Here is an 18425-nt window from a genome sequence, read left to right on the forward strand (position 1 = left end):
TCACTCCCATTTTCTTACGTCGATTACCCTACGATCGGGAATTTCAAAAGCATGAACCCATTTCACATTTCCATAGACCTTTACAACGCTTTTAAGGGCCTCTTCGATTTCGTCCGTTCGTCCCTCGCACCCGGTTTCGGCCGCAATCAGCTGATAGGTCAGGATGTCTTTGTGACCGGTGCGGGTAACCAAAATTTGAAAATCTTTTACACAGGGTATTTTCTTCAACACATCCCAAACCTGGCTGGGGTGAACAAACATGCCCTTCACCTTAACGCCTTCACCCACACGCCCCTTGTACCCGCCCAGACGCGGTGAGGCATCGCCACAGGGACAAGGCTCTTTCATAAAAAAGGACAAATCGCCCGTACCAAACCGAATAAGGGGATAAGTGGCATTAAAATGGGTGACCACAATCTCACCGGTTTCTCCGGGAGGACATTCCTTGCCTGTGGCCGGGTCGCAAATCTGCACCAGTGTCTGGTCGCTCACGTGCCAGCCTTCCTGCTGCGTACATTCAAATCCGGCACAGCCAATATCGGCTGTGGCGTAAACTTGAAAAACAGAGATACCGTAGTCCTCCTGAAACTCCCTGCGAAGCGAGGGCGGAAGGGGCTCGCCCGTGACCAGGGCCACCCGATAATGCAGCTCCTTTTTGGGATGAATGCCCATTTCTTCTGCCCTTTTTAGAATGGCCATCAAATAGGAGGGCGTGCCGGTGTAGCCGGTGATGTTTTGAGAAAGGGCTGCCTTTACCTGTAAATCGGTGTTTCCGACACCGGCGGGAAAGACGACACAACCTATTTTCCGCAAGCCCGCATCCAGCATAAATCCTCCGGGGGTCATGTGATAAGAGAAGGTGTTTTGAACGACATCCCCTTCACGAAAACCGGCTAAACGGAGGGCCTTTTCAAAGTGCCAAAAATCATCTGTATCGCCTTCGGGATCAAAAATCGGTCCCGGCGAGAGAAAGATTCGTCGTAATTGACTCACGGGTTGCGCCAGCCATCCGCCAAACGGCGGATTTTCAGCCTGAAGCCGAATGAGATCATCTTTGTGTGTAACAGGGATTTTTTCCAAATCGGCTGGCGTAGAAAAATCGTTAGGGTTGAGGTGGTTTGAATCGAGCAAAAATTTAAAATAGGGTGCGTGTGCGTAAGTGTAGGAAATCAGATCGCTTATTGTTTCCGAAAACGGAAGATGTTTGGTGTTTGGTGTGCGTGTCACGTTTCTCTCCTACAATCGGTTTGTCAGCAAAGAAAACGCCGGAAAAAATAATCTGATCGTGCTTCAGGAGATGGAATGGCAAAAATAACTCGGATTAAAGAAACCCGTTTTTCTAACTTTCTGTTTTTATAATATAGGAAAAAGAATTCATAAATTCAAAATAAAAATCACAATGGAGAGTTGCTGCTTCCGCAGGTGACAAAAATGAACCGTACCAAATTGACAGGATTATGTGAACAAACGAAGGAACAATGGGATTCAAAAGGTGCTTATATTTTTTTTCATTGGACGGGCCAGGCGGCCTACAGCCACCGTTTCCGGCGTTTGTAATGTTTCACATCGCGGAAGCTTTTTCGTTTGCCCAGTTCAGACAGGCCCAGATAAAATTCCCGGACATCGGGGTTATCTCTCAACTCTTCCGTCAAACCATCCAGTCCCACCCGCCCATTTTCCATAATGTAGGCATATTCCGAAATGGAAAGCGCTGCCCGGGCATTTTGCTCAACCAGCAAAATACTGACTTTTTCCTCGGTGTTGATCCGTTGAATAATCTCAAAAATTTCCCGGACCAGAAGGGGCGCCAGCCCGAGGGAGGGTTCATCCAGCAGCATGAGGCGGGGTTTGGCCATCAGGGCCCGGCCGATGGCGAGCATCTGTTGTTCGCCACCGGAAATATAGCCGGCCACATTGTTTTTCAGGTCTTTCAGACGGGGAAAATAATCGTACACCATATCCAAATCCCGCTTCACATTTTGGCCGTCTTTTCGGGTGTACGCGCCGGCTTTCAGATTCTCTTCAATCGTCAGATGTTCAAACACGCGCCGGCCCTCCAGCACCTGAAAGATCCCCATCTGAACGATTTCCTCGGCGCCCTTGTTGTCGATTCGCTTACCATTAAACTCGATGCTTCCGTCCGTAACCTCACCATCCTCGGATTTCAGCAATCCGGAAATCGCCTTTAACGTCGTGGTCTTTCCGGCGCCATTGGCTCCCAAAAGGGCAATAATTTTTCCATCCGGCACCTCGATGGACATTCCCTTCAGGACCAGGATGACTTTGTTGTAAACCACTTCAATATTGTTTAGTTTCAGCATGCGGATCCTGCTAATGACTCTATTTCAAAAAGATTTTGCTCATGAATTTCACGAAAAGAAAGCTTCCGGAGGGACCCCCCTCCGGAAGCCCTTTTTTATTCTTTCCCTTCCATCTCCTCCTTGGGAACAGGCGGGGTTTGAATCCAACCGGTCACAGGAACCAGTTGACCATCCTTTATCGTGACCAGCTTCACATCTTTTGCCCCCCGGTGATCTTTTTTGGTGTAGCTCACAGGGGTGACAAGGCCATCGATTTTAAAATCCTTGATCGTCTCGAAGCCTTTTTTAATGAGAGCCCCCGTCACTTTGGAGGGATCATTATTGACCGTTGCAAGGGCAATTTTGATGGCCTGGGCCATAATGGCGGCGTTTACCCAGCCGGTCATGTAGGGGGGTTCACGATATTTGATTTTTGGATGATACTGTTTGTTGATTTTTTTCAGCAATTGAATACCCTTCACGTTGTTCTCGCTCCAGATTGCAAAAGGCATGACTCCCAGATAGCCATTTGCGGCCGGTCCGGCCAGCTCTGCCAGTTTTTGCCCGGTGCCCCAGAAATTTCCCGTAAAAATCGTGGTTAACCCCAATTTTTTGGCGTCTTTAAGAATGGTAGCGGTGGCCATAAAGGTCTCCTGAATAAAGGCATAATCAGCCTTTTTCTGTTTGATCCGCAACAATTGGGAGGTGGCGTCCAGTGCTCGCAGCGAAACGTTTTCTTCATCCACAATGTCGATTCCCAGTTTTTTCGCATAACGTTTGGCCGGGGCCAGTGGCGCGCGCCCGTAACCGCTGTCGTTGAAAATAAGGGCGACGCGGACAGGCCGATTTTGTTTCCAGTGGTCCTTAATGTATTTCAGAACCGTACGCACGTGGTCGGCATACGTGGTTACCGGGAGGAAATTCCAGTTGCCCGGCATCCAGACGAGATTTTGAGAAAAAGAGGCCGAAATGTAGGGGATTTTGTCTTTGATAATCTTGGTTCGCAGGGCCTCGCTGTCGCCGGTACCCCAGCCGATGATGGCCTTTACTTTCTCCTGCTCCACAAATTTTTTGTAGGCCGAAATAGCCTGGGGAATTTTGTACTGGTAATCCGTCCATTTTAAATCGATTTTTACGCCATTGATGCCTCCATTCGCATTAAGCCATTTGTAATAATCCCGAACCCCGTCTGCATAATGCCACCCTACATCCCCCGTGGGACCCGTGATGTCGAAAATGGCCCCCACTTTGATTGTTTTTGGCCTGGCGCCTACAGGACTCAAAAGGCCAAATAGAAACAGAATCCCCACGAAAAGAACAGCCCATTTTTTCACCATTTTTCTGACCTCCTCTTTTAGTTAGACCTTCGACTAACACCTGATATAACGTGTATCCCTGAATAAATCCTTAGGACGGAACGAAACAAGAATTCTGAACGTCAATGTGTCGAGTCAGCGACTCAACCCACAATTATCGCGATTAGCCTTCGTGATTCATGGATGATTTTTATCCACAGATTTCACGGATTTGCACGAATTCTTGGTTCGTGTTCATTCGTGTCATTTATGGGTATTTCTTCCCTAATATGAAAAGGGCCACAATTTCCAATAGGCCTTGATCATTTGCCAGCGGTGGTAAAGGCCGTCGGGTTCATAAATCAGAAACAGAATTACAATGAGGCCAAAAACCAACTCGCGGCTGGCTCCCAGAATATCTCCGATGTTCGGGTAGATACTGCCGAGTGAGCCGGCCAACACCCGCAAAAATTCGGGTAAAAGCGTAATAAAAATAGCCCCGTAGATGGTACCCAGTACGCTTCCCAGCCCGCCGATAATAATCATCGCCAGATAATCGATCGAAACGGTAATGGTAAAATGCTCGGGCGTAATGATGGTAATGTAGTGCGCCCAGAGGCTTCCCGCTATACCCGCATAGAAGGAACTGACGAAAAAGGCCAGGAGCTTGTATTTAAACAGATTAACCCCCAGAATTTCTGCGGCAATATCGTTGTCCCGAATGGCAATAAAGGCTCTTCCAATGCGGGTTCGCAGCAAATTCCTCGCATACGTGACCGCCAGAACCAACACAACAAAAATCAGGTAATAGAACGATCTTTCGCTGGAAAATTCAAAGGATCCGATTTTGGGAGGCGGTACCAGAATTCCAGAGGTGCCGTTGGTCAGGCTTCTCCAATGAACAATAGTAAATTCAATAATAACCTGGGCCGCCAGTGTAGCGATGGCCAGATAAAGCCCCTTGATTCGCAGAGACGGAACGCCGAAAGCCATTCCGACAAAAGCCGTAATAAAACCGGCCATTGGCAGGGCTACCCAAAAACTGAGACCCAGCCGTGTGGTGAGGAGGGCTGAAGCATAGGCGCCCACACCGATAAAGGCTCCCTGGCCCAGAGAAATCTGCCCGGCCAAGCCTGTTAAAATATTCAGGCCCATCGCCCCGATAATGGCAATTCCCGTAAGATTGGCCATTGACAGGAGGTAATTGTTCATGTACAAGGGACCGGTCAGAATGGCAATGAAGAATACAATCATCCAGAAACGCAAAAAGCGCGTCCGGAAGATTTCCCGATCTTGCTTGTACGAAACATTAAATACGCCAGCTGGACGCTCACTCATGAATCGACCTACACCCTTTCAATTCGTTCCAAACCGAACAATCCGTACGGTTTGATCATTAACACCAGCACCAGGATAATAAAGGGGAAAATCTCTTTCACGCCGCCTCCAAAAAAGGGGTCCAGATAGCCGCCTGCAAGATTCTCCAGTATACCAATCGCCAAACCTCCGATAATGGCTCCCGGAATGGAATCCAATCCGCCCAGAATCACGACGGGAAACACCCGCAGGCCCATCATGCTCAGGCTGATATTTACTCCGTTAATGTTTCCGATGACCACCCCTCCGACGGCTGCAACCAGGGCCGCAATAGCCCATGCGAGACCGTAGATTTTTTTAATGCTGATGCCCATGGAGAGGGCGGCGTCCTCATCATCGGCGGCCGCGCGCATGGCAATGCCTTCATTGGTGAATTTAAAAAAGACGGTAAAAATTCCAAGGAACAGAACCGCCAGAATAAAACTCCACATGTAAACCTGGGAAATCACGATCCCGCCGAAATTAATGGGCTTGCTTGGGAAAATGGGAGGGAAAACCCGGGTTTCCGTTCCCCAGATGATTTCCACGATTCCTCTCAGGAAGCTGGACAACCCGATCGTCAGCATGATGATGGAAAGCACGGGTTCTCCGATCATGGGACGGAGGAAAAACCGTTCAATCAGCAGACCCACGATCACCGCTACGGTCATGGTTAGTAAGAAAGCCAGGAAAAAGGGCACCTTGTAAGTAGTGGTAAGGGACAGGCACACAAAGGCTCCCACAAGAACCAATTCGCCCTGGGCAAAATTAATGACCCGGCTGGATTTGTAGATGAGAACAAATCCCAGTGCCACCAGCGCATAAACACTGCCCACCACAAAGCCGGTTACCATTAATTGAAGGAAGAATATCATGAAAGAACCTCTTTCGCCTCGCTTTTCATAAATTCTAATTTTAAATTGGTTCGAATGCGTGCCTCGCGCCCGTCGCGGTATTTCACCTGCGCTTCAACCTCACAGGTCTGCTGATCGCGGTAAAGGGCTTCCACCAGCTCTTTGTACCGCTCGGCTATGAATCCCCGCCTCACTTTTTTCGTGCGAGTCAATTCCGCATCGTCGGCGTCTAATTCCTTATGCAGAATTACAAATTTTCGAATGTGGGCCTTTTCGGGGAGCTCGCTGTTCACGCGCTCCACGTCGCTTCGAATGAGATCGTACACCTCCGGTTTCTGAGAAAGATCGACGTAGGTGGTGTACGGAATACGGTGCATCTCGGCCCATTTCCCCACATTGGCCATGTCAATATTGATGAAAACCGTGACGTAATCGCGTCCCTTTCCGAAAGCCACGGCTTCTTTGATGTAGGGACTGAATTTCAGCTTGTTTTCGATGTACTGCGGCGAGAATCGGCTGCCATCGGACAATCTCATAATGTCCTTTACGCGGTCGAACATTATCAAATGCCCGTCTTCATCGATTTCACCGGCATCGCCGGAATGCAGCCAGCCGTCCCGCAGGGCTTCTTTGGTTGCCTCCGGATCCCGGTAGTATCCCACAAAAACGCTGGGACTGCGGGAGAGGATTTCTCCTTCTTCAGAGATTTTGATCTCCGTCTCGGGAATGGGTTGTCCTACGGTGTTAAATTTGATATCATGGTCCCGGTGCACAACGGAAATGCCTGAAATTTCGGTTTGTCCGTAGATCTGTTTCAGGTTAACCCCAATGGCGTGGTAAAAGCGGAAAACATCCGGACCCAGAGCGGCACCGCCCGTGTAGGCGTAGCGAATTCGCGACAGGCCGATGCGGTCGCGCAGGGCGCGAAAAACCAGAATATCCGCCAGCTTGTGCAGGAATTTCCACCAGAGGCTGGGTTTTTGTTTGGCGAATTTCATGTCCGCCAGGGGACGCCCGATTTTCATGGCAAAATTAAAAACCCATCGTTTAAAGGCCGTGGTGTCTGCAATTTTGACCTGAATATCCGACAAGATGCTCTCCCAGATACGCGGCGGAGAAAACATGACCTGCGGAGCAATTTCCCGAATATCGGCCCGAATGGTTTCCGGCTCTTCCGGAAAGTTAACCGTGAAGCCGATTCGCAGGGCACCCGCAACCGACATCATTTGTTCCCCGGCCCAGGCCATTGGCAGGAAGGAAACAAAGTTGTCTTTTTCCTTCAGCGGGTCTACCTTAATTGACAGATTCTCAGCCATTTTGATCATATTCTTGTGGGTGAGCATAACCAGTTTGGGCCGCCCGGTTGTTCCGGAGGTGGTCAGAAAAAGGGCAATGTCCTCACCTTTTCCCGCGGCTACCTGCCGTTCAAATTCCCCGGGATGGTCTTTTTTGTAATCTGCTCCCAGCTTTTCGACTTCCTGAAAACTCATGAGCATAGGATCGCGGTAATACCGCATGCCTTTGGGATCCCAGTAAATGAATTTTTCCGCGCTCGGCAGACGATCCTTAATCTCCAGCAATTTGTCAATCTGCTCCTGGTCTTCGGCAATCACGTAGCGGGAATTGGAGAAATCAGCGGCAAATTGGACCTCTTCCGGCGTGGAATCCTGGTAAATGCCAACGGCAATTCCCCCAAGGGCCTGAACGGCCAGTTCGCCGTACACCCACTCCGGCTCATTATCACCGATAATCGAAACTTTATCACCCCGGTTAAATCCCAGGGTTAGCAGACCCAGAGCAAAATTTTCCACGTGATTCAGATAATCCTGCCAGGTTACGTTGTTCCAGATACCAAAGTCTTTTTCCCGGATTGCAATTCGTTTGCGGCCGTATTTTTGGGCTTTTTCAAGCAGGAGTTTTGGGAATGTGTCAGGCGCTGTCATTGAACGTCTGCCTCCTCGCCCAGGTATGCGCGAATCACATTGGGATTGTTTTTCACGGTTTCCGGCGTTCCCTCGGCGATTTTGAGTCCAAAATCCAGAACACACACACGATTGGAAATGTCCATTACCACTCCCATATCGTGTTCGATCAGAACGACTGTAATGTCCCACTCCTCATTGATGTCGATGATGAAGCGGGCGATATCCTCTTTTTCTTCCAGATTCATACCCGCCATGGGTTCATCCATCAAAATGAGTTTGGGCCGAAGAGCCAATGCCCGTCCAATTTCCAGCCGTTTTTGCAATCCGTAAGAAAGCGTCCCCACAACCTGATTGCGAATATGCTCGATTTCCAGGAAATCAATAATTTCTTCGATAAATTTGCGTTCATTGATTTCCTCTTTTTCGGCAAAGCCGAAATAGATCCCCGCAAAAAGAGCCCCCGACTTTAAGTGCGTGTGGGACCCCAGCATCAGATTGTCAAGAGTGGTCATTCCCTTAAAAAGTTCAATATTTTGAAATGTGCGGGCAATCCCGAGTTGGGCGCGTTTGTGTGGGGGAAAATGGGAAATGTTTTGGTCGTTGTAAAATATGGACCCGCGCTGGGGATGATACAACCCGCTAATTGAATTGAGAAGACTGGTTTTCCCGGCACCATTGGGTCCAATAATTGCGTAAATCTCACCGGAATTCACGGTGAGACTTACGTCTGTGAGGGCATTTACACCCCCAAAGTGCAGCGATAGATTGCGTACGTCTAAAAGCGCCATAAGGTTTTTAGGTTGTTTTCATTAACAAGATGGGACTCTGTTCCGGAATCCCTATTTCCATCTCGCATCTGATTCCGGCTAATCTATTCTGAAACTGTTCGAATTTAAATTCGAACACGCTTGCACGGCTTTAATGCTGCACTTTGGCGTCCCGTTGAGAAGGGGCAATGTGTTGAAAGAGAACTGATCGAATGAAAAAATATACTTATTTTGATATTTATTGTCAAGTAAAAATTGGGAAAGAATCTGCCCCCGCCATTTTTTGCTTGAAAATTATCCGGGAGTGTTGTAATTTTGAACAGAATTCATTTTTCTGGAGATTTCCCATGGGAACCCAAGTTTTACGACCCCTTTTGTCTCAGCCTTATGAAGGCCTGATTTTTGATGTGCTGTATACCCTGGTAGATGATGCCGGTTTTCCACGGGATGTGATTGTGCGGTTTTTGGAAGAAAGCGGTGTTCGGGTTAACCGGGAGGCGTACAATCAGGAGTATGACGCCTATCGCAAAACGCTGTTTGACTGGTCCGCTATTCGCCCGTTTGTTCGGGTCTGGGAGCTTCACAGGCGCCGGCTTCAGCATTTTTACAATTTATATTCCGTCGAACGAAATATTGAAAAGGACCTCTCAAGGTTGTGGGAGTACATGGGAACCAGCCATATTTATCCCGATGCTGCAGAGGTTTTGCCGCAGTTGAAGAAGAGATTCAAAATGGGTATTCTTTCGAATGCGGATAAGGATGATCCCCTGATTCGAAAACTAATCGGCCGGGGATTTGAATTTGATGTGATTTTGACCTCTGAAGAGGCAGGCTGTTACAAGCCGGACCGCCGGATATTTGAGATAATGGGCGAGAAAATGGGCCTGCCTGCGGATAAGCTTCTCATGATTGGGGACTCCCCCGAAGCCGATATTACCGGTGCTCACCGCGCCGGAATGGATGTGGCCTGGATCAATCGGGACGGGAAGAAATTGCCTCCAAGGGTGAAGCCGCCCACCTATGAATTTGCGAATCTGAAGGATCTGGCCGCCTTCTTGATCGGTTAGAAGGCGGCACAGGCCACGCAGATTGCAGCCGCACCCTTCAGGGTGCGCATGTTTTTGGGAATCGCAGGCGTGAAGCCTGCGGCTACAGGGTTTCTTCTAACAACGATTCAATCTCCTCTATTTCTTCTTCGGTTAACCGCCAGCCTGCGGCCCGGACGTTCTCTTCTACCTGCTGAACCGTTCTGGCACCGACAATAGCCGACGTGACGGCCGGATTCCTGAGTGTCCATGCCACGGCCAAATTACCGACCGTTTTCCCGTGCCGTTCGGCAATAGGCCGTAATTTGTCCACAAATGCCAGAATTTTGGACAGCTTCGGCTCTCTAAAATCCGGTACTTTGTGCCGCCAGTCGTCCGGCGCCAATCGGCCGGGATCAAATGCACCTGTAAGCAGGCCGGAGGCCATAGGACTGTAAACCACCACACCGATCCCGTTTTCCTCACAGAATGGTAAAATTTCTGCTTCAATTTCCCGCCGCAGCAAATGGTACGGAGGCTGCAGCGATTGCACCGGAGCAATTTTTAGACATTTTTTTAATTGAGGAACATCAAAATTGCTGACGCCAATATAGCGGACTTTTCCTTCCTTTTTTAGCTTGACCATGGTTTCCCATGCCCGGGCAAGGGAAGCGTTGGGATCGGGCCAATGGATCTGGTAGAGATCAATAACATCGGTTTTGAGGCGGCGAAGACTGTCTTCGGCCTCTTTTCGGATGCTGTCCGGCTGGAGATTGTTTTTGACCCGTCCCCGGTCATCCCAGACCAGCCCGCACTTTGTGGCCAGAAACACCTCGCTTCTTCGGCCTTCAATGGCCCGTGCCACCACCTCTTCGGCATGGCCCAAGCCGTAGATGGCTGCCGTGTCGATCCAGTTCACGCCAAGCTCCAGGGCCTTTCGAATGGCAGCAATGGACTCCTCATCGTCTTGTTTTCCCCAGCCCCAATCCCAGGGGCCGCCGATGGCCCAGGTTCCCAGTCCGATTTCCGTTAAAAAGGGTCCATCCGTGCCCAGTTGCCGTGTTTCCATGCGTCCTCCGCTTTTTCTTATTTTTGAAGTATTTTTGTAGCTCACGTGTTTTTAAAATAATTGATTTTCAGCTAATCCACCGCTTCCCCGGACAAAAAAACCGTGTTGATTGAAAGCGTGTAGTCTCCTGAATCTCCCGAAATATCGCAAAGCAACAGATCGGCATCCATTCCGGGCATGAGTTCAGGCGGGGCGTTTTGAGACCGAAGGTTTAAATAATTCAGGGGCGTGAATGCGCACATGTGAAGGGTCCGGTAAACGGCCGTTTCAAACGGCTGTGCCGGATGTTCCCGATTCCAGATGCCGGCGTGCGAGACCGTTTGCAGGGAAAGCAGATTCTCAAACGCTTTTTTCATAGTAAGAATACTTCCGAAAAGCGTATCGGGGTGGCCGGACACCTGCAAATAATTCCCGCCCTTGCTTACTTCTCCGCGTATTCCGGATATGTGAAAGTGTCGTACATCCGGTAATCCTGTGACAAACATGCTGTCCGTAATAGCCAGTACCCGGTCGGGGCCCTTTCGCCGGATGGCATCCAGTAAATAGCCTTTGCTCACGTGGACGTAATCGGGGATAAGCTCTACAAAAACAGGGTCCAGGGAAAGGGCGGCTTCAAAAGCCCCTCCTCCGTGAAAGGGCTTGTACGAGCTCTTTATTGGCCCGTTCATCAGGTGAACCGCGCCCCGGAGTCCCTTTTCGCTGGCTTTCTTAAACTGGTTGAAGGTTGCACCCGAATGCCCGGCAACCGTAAGAATGCCCAGCTCCCGCAGGATCGGAATCAAATCCCAGACTTTTTCCCCGTGTTCCGGTGGAATATTCACCAGGCGGATGTGGCCTTCGGCATCTTCCTGAAGATGTCGGATAAGATCTCGTGTGGGCGTCTGAAAAAATTCGGGATTGTGAGCCCCCGCAAATGCCGGCGAAGCGATAAAGGTTCCTTCAATAAAAATTCCCTTAAAAACAGCCCCCAGGGAATGCGTGGCTTTAAACCGGGCAAATTGCTTCAACACGCGCCGAATTTGTTCCAAAGGGGCGGAAATGGTGGTCAAAATAGCCGTTGTAACGCCCTGTGACAGGAAAAAACGCGCCGCCCGCTCAAGTCCTTCAAAATAGGCGGATTCTGAGGAATCGAACCTATCCGTTTGTGGATGGTACAGCCCCCAGGTGGTGTCGAAACCGGCGGCTCCGTTGGTGTGCACATCCACAAATCCGGGGAGGACAATCTGTCCGCCGAGGTCTTCGGCAAACCCGGAAACTGCCCCATTTTGTGGAGGCGTAATTTGTGTAATTTTCCCGCCCTCAATCCAGATGTCCGCTGTCTCCAGGCCCCGGGACGTAAAAATCCTCCCATTTGTAAAGAGGCGCGGGTTTCTTTTCTGTTCAGAATTCATAAAATAGCCGCTTTTTTCAGGCGCATTCCCAATGTGCGCACGTTTTGATGAATAAATTCACTCTAAAAACCACGAATGACACAAATTAAATTTTTGAAAATAATTCGTGAAATTCGTGGGTAAAGGTGTTTTAAAGCAAACGCAATTATTGAAGTTTTTTAAATCGATCTGAGTGAAAACAGGCCCATAATTTTAGGGCCGCGATTGCGCGGCTGAATTCTTCTGCCGGTCCCGAATCCATTTTTTGTGCTGTACTTTGAACCGTTCCCGAATCAGTAAAAAGGGCCGCTCGTAGCGGTTCGCCTTGAAGTCGGGAAAGCTCCACGGGTAGGGATAAAAATGCCCCTTCTCATAATAGAGCGTCAGGTCAGCGTAGATTCCGAAATCCAGGTAAATTTTCTGTATATTGTATTTGGCCGATGCCAGGACAACCTTCCCCACGTCCATGTAACCGGGATCCAGATTAACCGGCCGCTTGCCTGAGTCCGCAAATTCGTCTTCGATGGCAATGGTTTCAATTTTGATCCGGGCCAGGTCCTTGGGATGAATCCACTTTTCGAACGAAACAAACACCCGGAAAATGGGAGAGCCCATTTCGGGCACGTAATAATCGGTGACATCAAACGGGAAGGCTTGGCTCTGAAAATCGATGGCCCCGTACCGTTTGATGAGCCGGTTCTTGGCCGCTTCCAGGATGGCCTCCTGCACGTATAAAATCCCGCAAAAAAATTTAACGGGTTCCGGTTCAGCGGGTTTCATGGGTTTCCTTTCGGGGCTTAAAAATTCCATAGTCCCGCTCAAGCCGAAGATTTTCACTCAACGCGGCCTGGGCCTGTTCGATGATCTGTTTGTCAATTCCGAAAACACGGGAAATCGCCTCATGGTAATTCTTTTTGATTTTGATGTTCCGTTTTCCGGAAAATGAGGTTTCCCGCATGAAATCGTTGTGGACAAAAATGAGTCCGTCCGGTGTAAGACGGGTTAAATTGATGCCGTGCATTCCCGGCTTGAAAAACGACTCCTGCCAATACTGAAAAAACGCGTCCCAGGAAACCGGCTGATCTTTGAATCGATACCGCCAGCGAACCTCTTCCCGGTCAAAGGTGTACAGATGGTAGTAATCTGTGGCCGGATCGAAGCGCAGCTCCACGCCGGTGAATTCGGTTTTGTACACGCGCGGACGCTTTGAATGGATTTCCATCGGGTGATTCAGCAAATAACCCGGATCAATCAGAAATTTTCGCCCCTTCCAGAGAACAATGTTTGCCGTGTGGATATTTTCCCCGGCCCGCATATCGGCCATAACCGGATAGGTTTTAAATCCGGTTTGAACCAGGATGCTCTGCAAAAAATAGGTCAGCGCAAAACAGGTTCCCCCCAGTTTTTTTGAGATATGATCGGAAATCACCTCTTCCGGAAGGCGGATGCGTTTGTCATCCTCATTAAAATGCCGGTTCAGTTTAATGATTTTGCTGATATTTTCGTAGGGCAGAACGGAAAAGGCACTCAGGACTTCCTCGAGAAAATCGGGTGTTGCTTCCGGGCGGGAAAGACGAAAGTAATCCCGAAATATTTGGACGCTGTCCTCATTTTTTTCAGGATCTAAGATAAAATGACCGTGAGCCATTTGTGTTCTTTCTGAATATGCCAATGGAAATACACCTCAGGCCAAAACCTGTTTTGACAGGATTTACAGGATAGGTTGTTCATTTTGTACAGCCTGGCCATTTTGATTCATTCACTTATTGTTACGATTGCAATTGAATTGGGTTTCACGCCGCCCAATGGGTACGGTTCGTGTCTGCGCCTATATGAAATTTAGGATTTTTTTTATTTGAATTCAAGAAGCAAAATTACAATCCTCTGTAGCCGCAGGCTTTATGCCTGCGTTTTTACGTGGACGCACCCGTAAAGGGTGCGGTTACAGGGCGTAGCCGCGGGCTTTACGCCTGCGCTTTTTGCGTGGACGCACCCGTAAAGGGTGCGGTTACAGGACCCGCCCGTTAAAGGGTGCGGGTACAGAGCCGTACGGGTCTACCCGTTGTCTCCGTCCAGCAAATCGCCCAGGCCGCCCAGAATGGAACCTTCACCCCGGCGCTTTCCTCCGGCGGAAGGGGCGTAGCGCAGCACACGGTCGGCCATGCGCGAAAACGGCAGGCTCTGCAAGTAGACGATTCCGGTACCCTGCAGCGTAGCCAAAAACAGGCCTTCTCCACCAAAAAACATCGATTTGAGGCTTCGCACAAATTCAATATCGTAATTAATTCCGGAGGTAAAGGCGGCAATGCAGCCGGTATCCACACGAAGCATTTCGTTGTGCAGCTCCTTTTTAACCACCGTTCCGCCCACGTGCACAAAGGCCAGTCCGTCTCCTCGAAGGCGCTCCAGGATGAATCCCTCACCGCCGAAGAAACCCGTTCCGAACCGTTTTGTAAATGCAATTCCGATTTCGGTGCCGTAGGCCGCACACAAAAAGGCATCTTTCTGGCAGAGCAATTCTCCGCCGACGGATGCCAGATCGATCGGGATAATTTTCCCCGGGTAGGGGGCCGCAAATGCCACGCGTTTTTTCCCGGTACCTACGTTGGTAAAATGGGTTAAAAAAATGGATTCTCCGGTCAGAACGCGCTTCCCGGCATTGATCAGTTTTCCGAGGATACCGGCCGTTGCCTCGGTTCCGTCGCCCATTTTGGCCTCGTAGGAAATCCCGTCGTGCATGTAATTCATGGCGCCGGCTTCCGCTACGACGGTTTCACCCGGGTCCAATTCCACTTCGACAATCTGGAGATCGTCCCCGATAATTTCGTAATCCACCTTGTGGCTCTTCATTTTTTGGAATCCTCATAATTAGGTTTCTGAAATAATAAATTCACTTTAAAACGACACATGACACACATGGCACAAATCCAATTTCAATAAAATTAGGTTGTGAATCGGCGCGAAATTTGCAGGCAAATATTTTTTGAAGCAGACGTGCCGTGAAAACAAAAAACCTCCCGAATGCTCGCGTCACCCGAGAGGTTTGAACCCGTTTAAAACACGGTTTTACCAGCGGATGGCTGCTGAAGCCCAGGTAAAACCGGAACCAAAAGCGGCCAGAATCAGCAAGTCACCCTCTTTCAGCATTCCCTTTTCAACCACCTCACTCAAGGCGATCGGAATGGTGGCGGCCGTTGTGTTTCCGTACCACATGATATTGTTGTAAACCTTTTCGGGGGGAAGTCCCAGACGCTGGCGCATGGCTTCGGAAATGCGCAGGTTGGCCTGATGCGGAATAACCAGATCCACATCATCGATTGTTGCGCCAATTGCATTCAGGGCTTCCAGAACGACCTCCGGAAAACGCACCACGGAATGTTTGAACACATCCCTGCCCTTCATTTTGGGAACGGCCCGTCCTTCGTCAATGAGTTCGTGAGAAATATGCCGGGGTGTGGCACTTCCCGGCGATTCTGTCCAAAGATAAGTCGCATATTTCCCCTGAGAATGGAGGTGGGTGGTGAGAATGCCCCGACCGCTATCGTCATCAAAGCCCTCTACAACCGCCGCTCCGGCGCCATCACCAAAAAGAACGGCCACGTCACGACCTTTTGTGGAAATGTCAATTCCCTTCGATTGGACTTCGGCTCCCACAACCAGAATGGTTTTGTACACGCCCGATCGGATAAAGGCATCGGCCGTGGACAGGGCGTACATAAAGCCGGAACATTGGTTTCGGACGTCCAATGCTCCAATCGTCGGCATACCCAATTTGTCCTGTAGAAGAACGCCGCCGCCCGGGAAAAAGTAATCGGGACTGAGGGTGGCAAAAATGATAAAATCGATATCTTCCGGTTTTTTGCCTGCTTGCTCAAGAGCTATTTTTGATGCCTCTACGGCAAGGTCAGAGGTGGCCGTTTTTTCATCCACCCAGTGGCGTTCAATGATTCCGCTTCGTTCGCGGATCCATTCGTCGCTGGTGTCCATTAATTTTTCAAGATCGTGATTGGTAACCACTCGCGGGGGTACATAGCGCCCCAGGCCGGTAATACGAGATCGAATCATATACCTTCTCCTTATTTTTGGTGATACGTGTCTTTCTGAATCGTGCCGTCGATTCACACCTGATGAGAAAACAGGGTGAACGGCTCTGTAATTTAATAAAATCTGGTTAGAAATACAAATTATTTTTGGTGACGTGGCCGGCACTGAAAGAAAAGGCCTGCACCGTTTTTCAATCTTGAAAAGGCAGTTTGCCCCAAAAATTCCATCCGGATTTGCAAATAGTCAGCCTAATTCGTAAAACCGGCTTCTGCGGTCTTCAAAAAGATTGTTTCGGGGCGTGATCCACTTGTCGCGGGCCTCGGAGGGTTCCAGGTCAACCACCCGTAATTTTTCTTCCGTTTTGGAAAATTGCACGAGTCTTTCACCCCGGGGTGAAACAATCTGACTCATTCCGGTGAATGTTAGGGGAGGTTTCCCCCCTCGTTTTTCCGTACCGATCCGATTAGCCGTGAGAGTGAAGACCCGATTCTCGATGGCCCGGGTGATCATGGCATCCTGACAATAGGGCAGGACCAGATTGGCCGGCTGGCAGATCAGATCCGCTCCTTTCAGGGCAAGGGTTCGGGCCGCTTCCGGGAAGATCCAATCGAAACAAATCATGAGGCCGACCTTCGCAAACCCAATGTCGAAAACGGGGAATCCCAAATCTCCCTTTTTAAAGAAGAGTTTTTCTTCGTCAAACAGGTGAATTTTTCGGTACGTCCCCAGCGTGCCTTCGGGACCCACCAGAACCGCTGAATTGTAAAGAGAGTCTCCGTCTTTTTCAGCTATTCCGGCAATGATAAAGGCCTTTTTCCGGCGGGCCAGTGCTTCCAACTGACGGGTGGTTTTTCCGCCGGGAATAGGCTCGGACAGTTCACGAACTTCTTCGTGAGAGCTGAACTGGTAGCCGGTGGTACAGAGTTCCGGGAGAACCAGCAAATCAAAATCGGCCGTTTGAGCGGCCGTTTCGATTTTCCCCAAATTCCCCTCAATGTCTCCAAATAGTGGATGAAATTGAAAAATGGCGGTTTTCATAGTTGATATCCTATTTCAATCAGTCAATTCCGGTTAGGTTCTTGCGTCTCTATTAATACCAAAACAGAAATCAGTCATTCGCGCATTCGCGGCAATAACAATAGTCCTTTAAAATGCGTTCTACTTTGCCGGATTCAGCAATTCGACGTTTAAATCGTAGCTCCATTGGTCAAAGTACAAATTGCCTCCTTTCCATTCCACCTCGCCCCGCTGGAAATCCACATCGTCGGAACGAAAATATTTTTTGGGCGGAAACAATTTCTGTCCGTGATTGGAATTGAAAATGAGCCGGAAATGATCCAGATTTCCGAAGTAAAAATTCAACAGGGCATCTTTCTGCTCTAACGTGTACGTAGCTGCGTACTGGCTGATCCAGATTCCCATGTAGGGCTCCACGGGAATCCAGCCGTACGGTTCGAAATACGCTTCGGCCCAGTCGTGGATGGTTTCCTGATGGGGAAAGATGTACCACCCCGACTGCCAGCGGGCAGGAATGCCCAGAATCCGCGCAAGTGTGATGAACAGGAGAGCCTCCTGTCCGCAGTCCCCGTAACGATGCCGGTAGGTGTACATGCTGATATTCGGGATGGTTGAGTATTCGTTGGCATAACTGTACGCGATATTGGAAGCAATCCACCGGTAAATTTTTTGTGCCTGTTTCAGGGGATTGGTTTCCGCACCGACAATTTTGTGGGCCAAATCCTGAAGCTCCGGTGTAAAAACCACGTGAGGCGGTTGTTCTTTTGTGAAGATTTGAACGGCCGGATCGCTTGGGTTGTAGGGAAGAATTTTGGCCGGATCCGGCTCCACAACCACGGAATACATTCGGTACGTGTACGTCACTTGAAAAACGGTTGGGGAATCTTTCACGGCCGGCTGCTCAAAATAAATGGAACGAATGGGACTGTCGGGCCGGTCAATCCAGAGAGGCTGGGAACTGGCATCTACAAAATGGACATCCGTTTGAAAAGGGTAAGCCCGCGGGTACGGCAGCCAGCACCGAATGGTGTCACCGTCCGGGACGGCGTTTGGCTTTACGGTCAGAGTCATGGTGATTTTGTAATCCTGAGGCAGTGTTTGTCGGTCCGGCGACTCCTGATGGGCAATAATCATGGAGGCATAATTCTTCCAGAAGGCCTGCTCGTAAGGGGCACGCTCTTTCGGGGGCACTTCCCGATCCTGCAAATCCTTGTACCGCTTGAAGAGATTACTGACGCTGGCGTATTGAAAGTGCATTTTCCCGTCGATGGTACGGGTGTCAAATCGTCCTTCTTGAAGCCATTTTTTGAATTCGTCTTTTTTGAAATTGGCCACGCGTTTTTGCAATTGATCCAGAATGTCCTTTTCGGTGTATCTGTAGTCGATGCGCACGCGGTGCATCC

At 49.6% G+C, this 18425-nt stretch carries 16 protein-coding genes; 1 reads left to right on the plus strand and 15 read right to left on the minus strand.

Features of this window, described 5'->3' with window-relative positions:
- From GXO76_04155 to GXO76_04185, 7 genes are all read right to left on the minus strand, one after another.
- On the minus strand, positions 1–1227 hold the full coding sequence (locus GXO76_04155) for a phenylacetate--CoA ligase (GenBank protein NOY77045.1): 1227 nt from the start codon (positions 1225–1227) through the stop codon (positions 1–3).
- Between the two features lie 302 nt (positions 1228–1529).
- The gene (locus tag GXO76_04160; GenBank protein ID NOY77046.1) at positions 1530–2321 is read right to left on the minus strand and encodes an ABC transporter ATP-binding protein; all 792 of its coding nucleotides are present in this window, start codon (positions 2319–2321) and stop codon (positions 1530–1532) included.
- Between the two features lie 95 nt (positions 2322–2416).
- The gene (locus GXO76_04165) at positions 2417–3637 is read right to left on the minus strand and encodes an ABC transporter substrate-binding protein (GenBank protein ID NOY77047.1); all 1221 of its coding nucleotides are present in this window, start codon (positions 3635–3637) and stop codon (positions 2417–2419) included.
- A 243-nt stretch (positions 3638–3880) separates the two neighbouring features.
- Complete coding sequence (locus GXO76_04170; GenBank protein ID NOY77048.1) at positions 3881–4933, minus strand: branched-chain amino acid ABC transporter permease; 1053 nt, start codon at positions 4931–4933, stop codon at positions 3881–3883.
- Positions 4934–4941: 8 nt separating this feature from the next.
- Positions 4942–5826, minus strand: coding sequence for a branched-chain amino acid ABC transporter permease (locus GXO76_04175; GenBank protein NOY77049.1), 885 nt, complete (start codon positions 5824–5826; stop codon positions 4942–4944).
- The gene (locus GXO76_04180) at positions 5823–7748 is read right to left on the minus strand and encodes a long-chain fatty acid--CoA ligase (protein ID NOY77050.1); all 1926 of its coding nucleotides are present in this window, start codon (positions 7746–7748) and stop codon (positions 5823–5825) included. The genes GXO76_04175 and GXO76_04180 overlap by 4 nt, the downstream gene beginning before the upstream one ends.
- Positions 7745–8518 carry an ABC transporter ATP-binding protein gene (locus GXO76_04185; GenBank protein ID NOY77051.1) on the minus strand — a complete coding sequence of 258 codons (774 nt, stop codon included), beginning with the start codon at positions 8516–8518 and terminating at the stop codon, positions 7745–7747. The genes GXO76_04180 and GXO76_04185 overlap by 4 nt, the downstream gene beginning before the upstream one ends.
- Before the next feature lie 326 nt (positions 8519–8844).
- On the opposite strand from GXO76_04185, the gene GXO76_04190 reads away from it, so the two are divergent.
- Entirely contained in the window at positions 8845–9564 is a 720-nt protein-coding gene (locus GXO76_04190) for an HAD family hydrolase (GenBank protein NOY77052.1), read from the plus strand.
- Positions 9565–9646: 82 nt separating this feature from the next.
- Here GXO76_04190 and GXO76_04195 read toward each other — a convergent pair whose 3' ends face one another.
- The 8 genes from GXO76_04195 to GXO76_04230 all read right to left on the minus strand — a co-directional run.
- A complete protein-coding gene (locus GXO76_04195; GenBank protein ID NOY77053.1) occupies positions 9647–10591 on the minus strand; it encodes an aldo/keto reductase in 945 nt (314 codons plus the stop codon).
- 71 nt (positions 10592–10662) lie between these two features.
- Complete coding sequence (locus tag GXO76_04200; protein NOY77054.1) at positions 10663–11982, minus strand: amidohydrolase family protein; 1320 nt, start codon at positions 11980–11982, stop codon at positions 10663–10665.
- A 192-nt stretch (positions 11983–12174) separates the two neighbouring features.
- Complete coding sequence (locus tag GXO76_04205) at positions 12175–12741, minus strand: DUF4416 family protein (protein NOY77055.1); 567 nt, start codon at positions 12739–12741, stop codon at positions 12175–12177.
- Positions 12728–13609 carry an arylamine N-acetyltransferase gene (locus GXO76_04210; protein NOY77056.1) on the minus strand — a complete coding sequence of 294 codons (882 nt, stop codon included), beginning with the start codon at positions 13607–13609 and terminating at the stop codon, positions 12728–12730. Before GXO76_04210 ends, GXO76_04205 begins: the two co-directional genes overlap by 14 nt.
- 407 nt (positions 13610–14016) lie before the next feature.
- Positions 14017–14811, minus strand: coding sequence for a TIGR00266 family protein (locus GXO76_04215; protein ID NOY77057.1), 795 nt, complete (start codon positions 14809–14811; stop codon positions 14017–14019).
- A 216-nt stretch (positions 14812–15027) separates the two neighbouring features.
- Positions 15028–16026 (minus strand): ketoacyl-ACP synthase III, encoded by a 999-nt coding sequence (locus GXO76_04220; protein NOY77058.1) that lies wholly within the window; start codon positions 16024–16026, stop codon positions 15028–15030.
- A gap of 222 nt (positions 16027–16248) precedes the next feature.
- Positions 16249–17043, minus strand: coding sequence for an acyltransferase (locus tag GXO76_04225; protein ID NOY77059.1), 795 nt, complete (start codon positions 17041–17043; stop codon positions 16249–16251).
- Positions 17044–17163: 120 nt separating this feature from the next.
- A partial coding sequence (locus tag GXO76_04230; GenBank protein ID NOY77060.1) for a transglutaminase domain-containing protein occupies positions 17164–18425 on the minus strand: 1262 nt, incomplete at its 5' end.

Source organism: Calditrichota bacterium, assembly GCA_013151735.1.
In the GTDB taxonomy this organism is placed as follows: domain Bacteria; phylum Zhuqueibacterota; class JdFR-76; order JdFR-76; family BMS3Abin05; genus BMS3Abin05.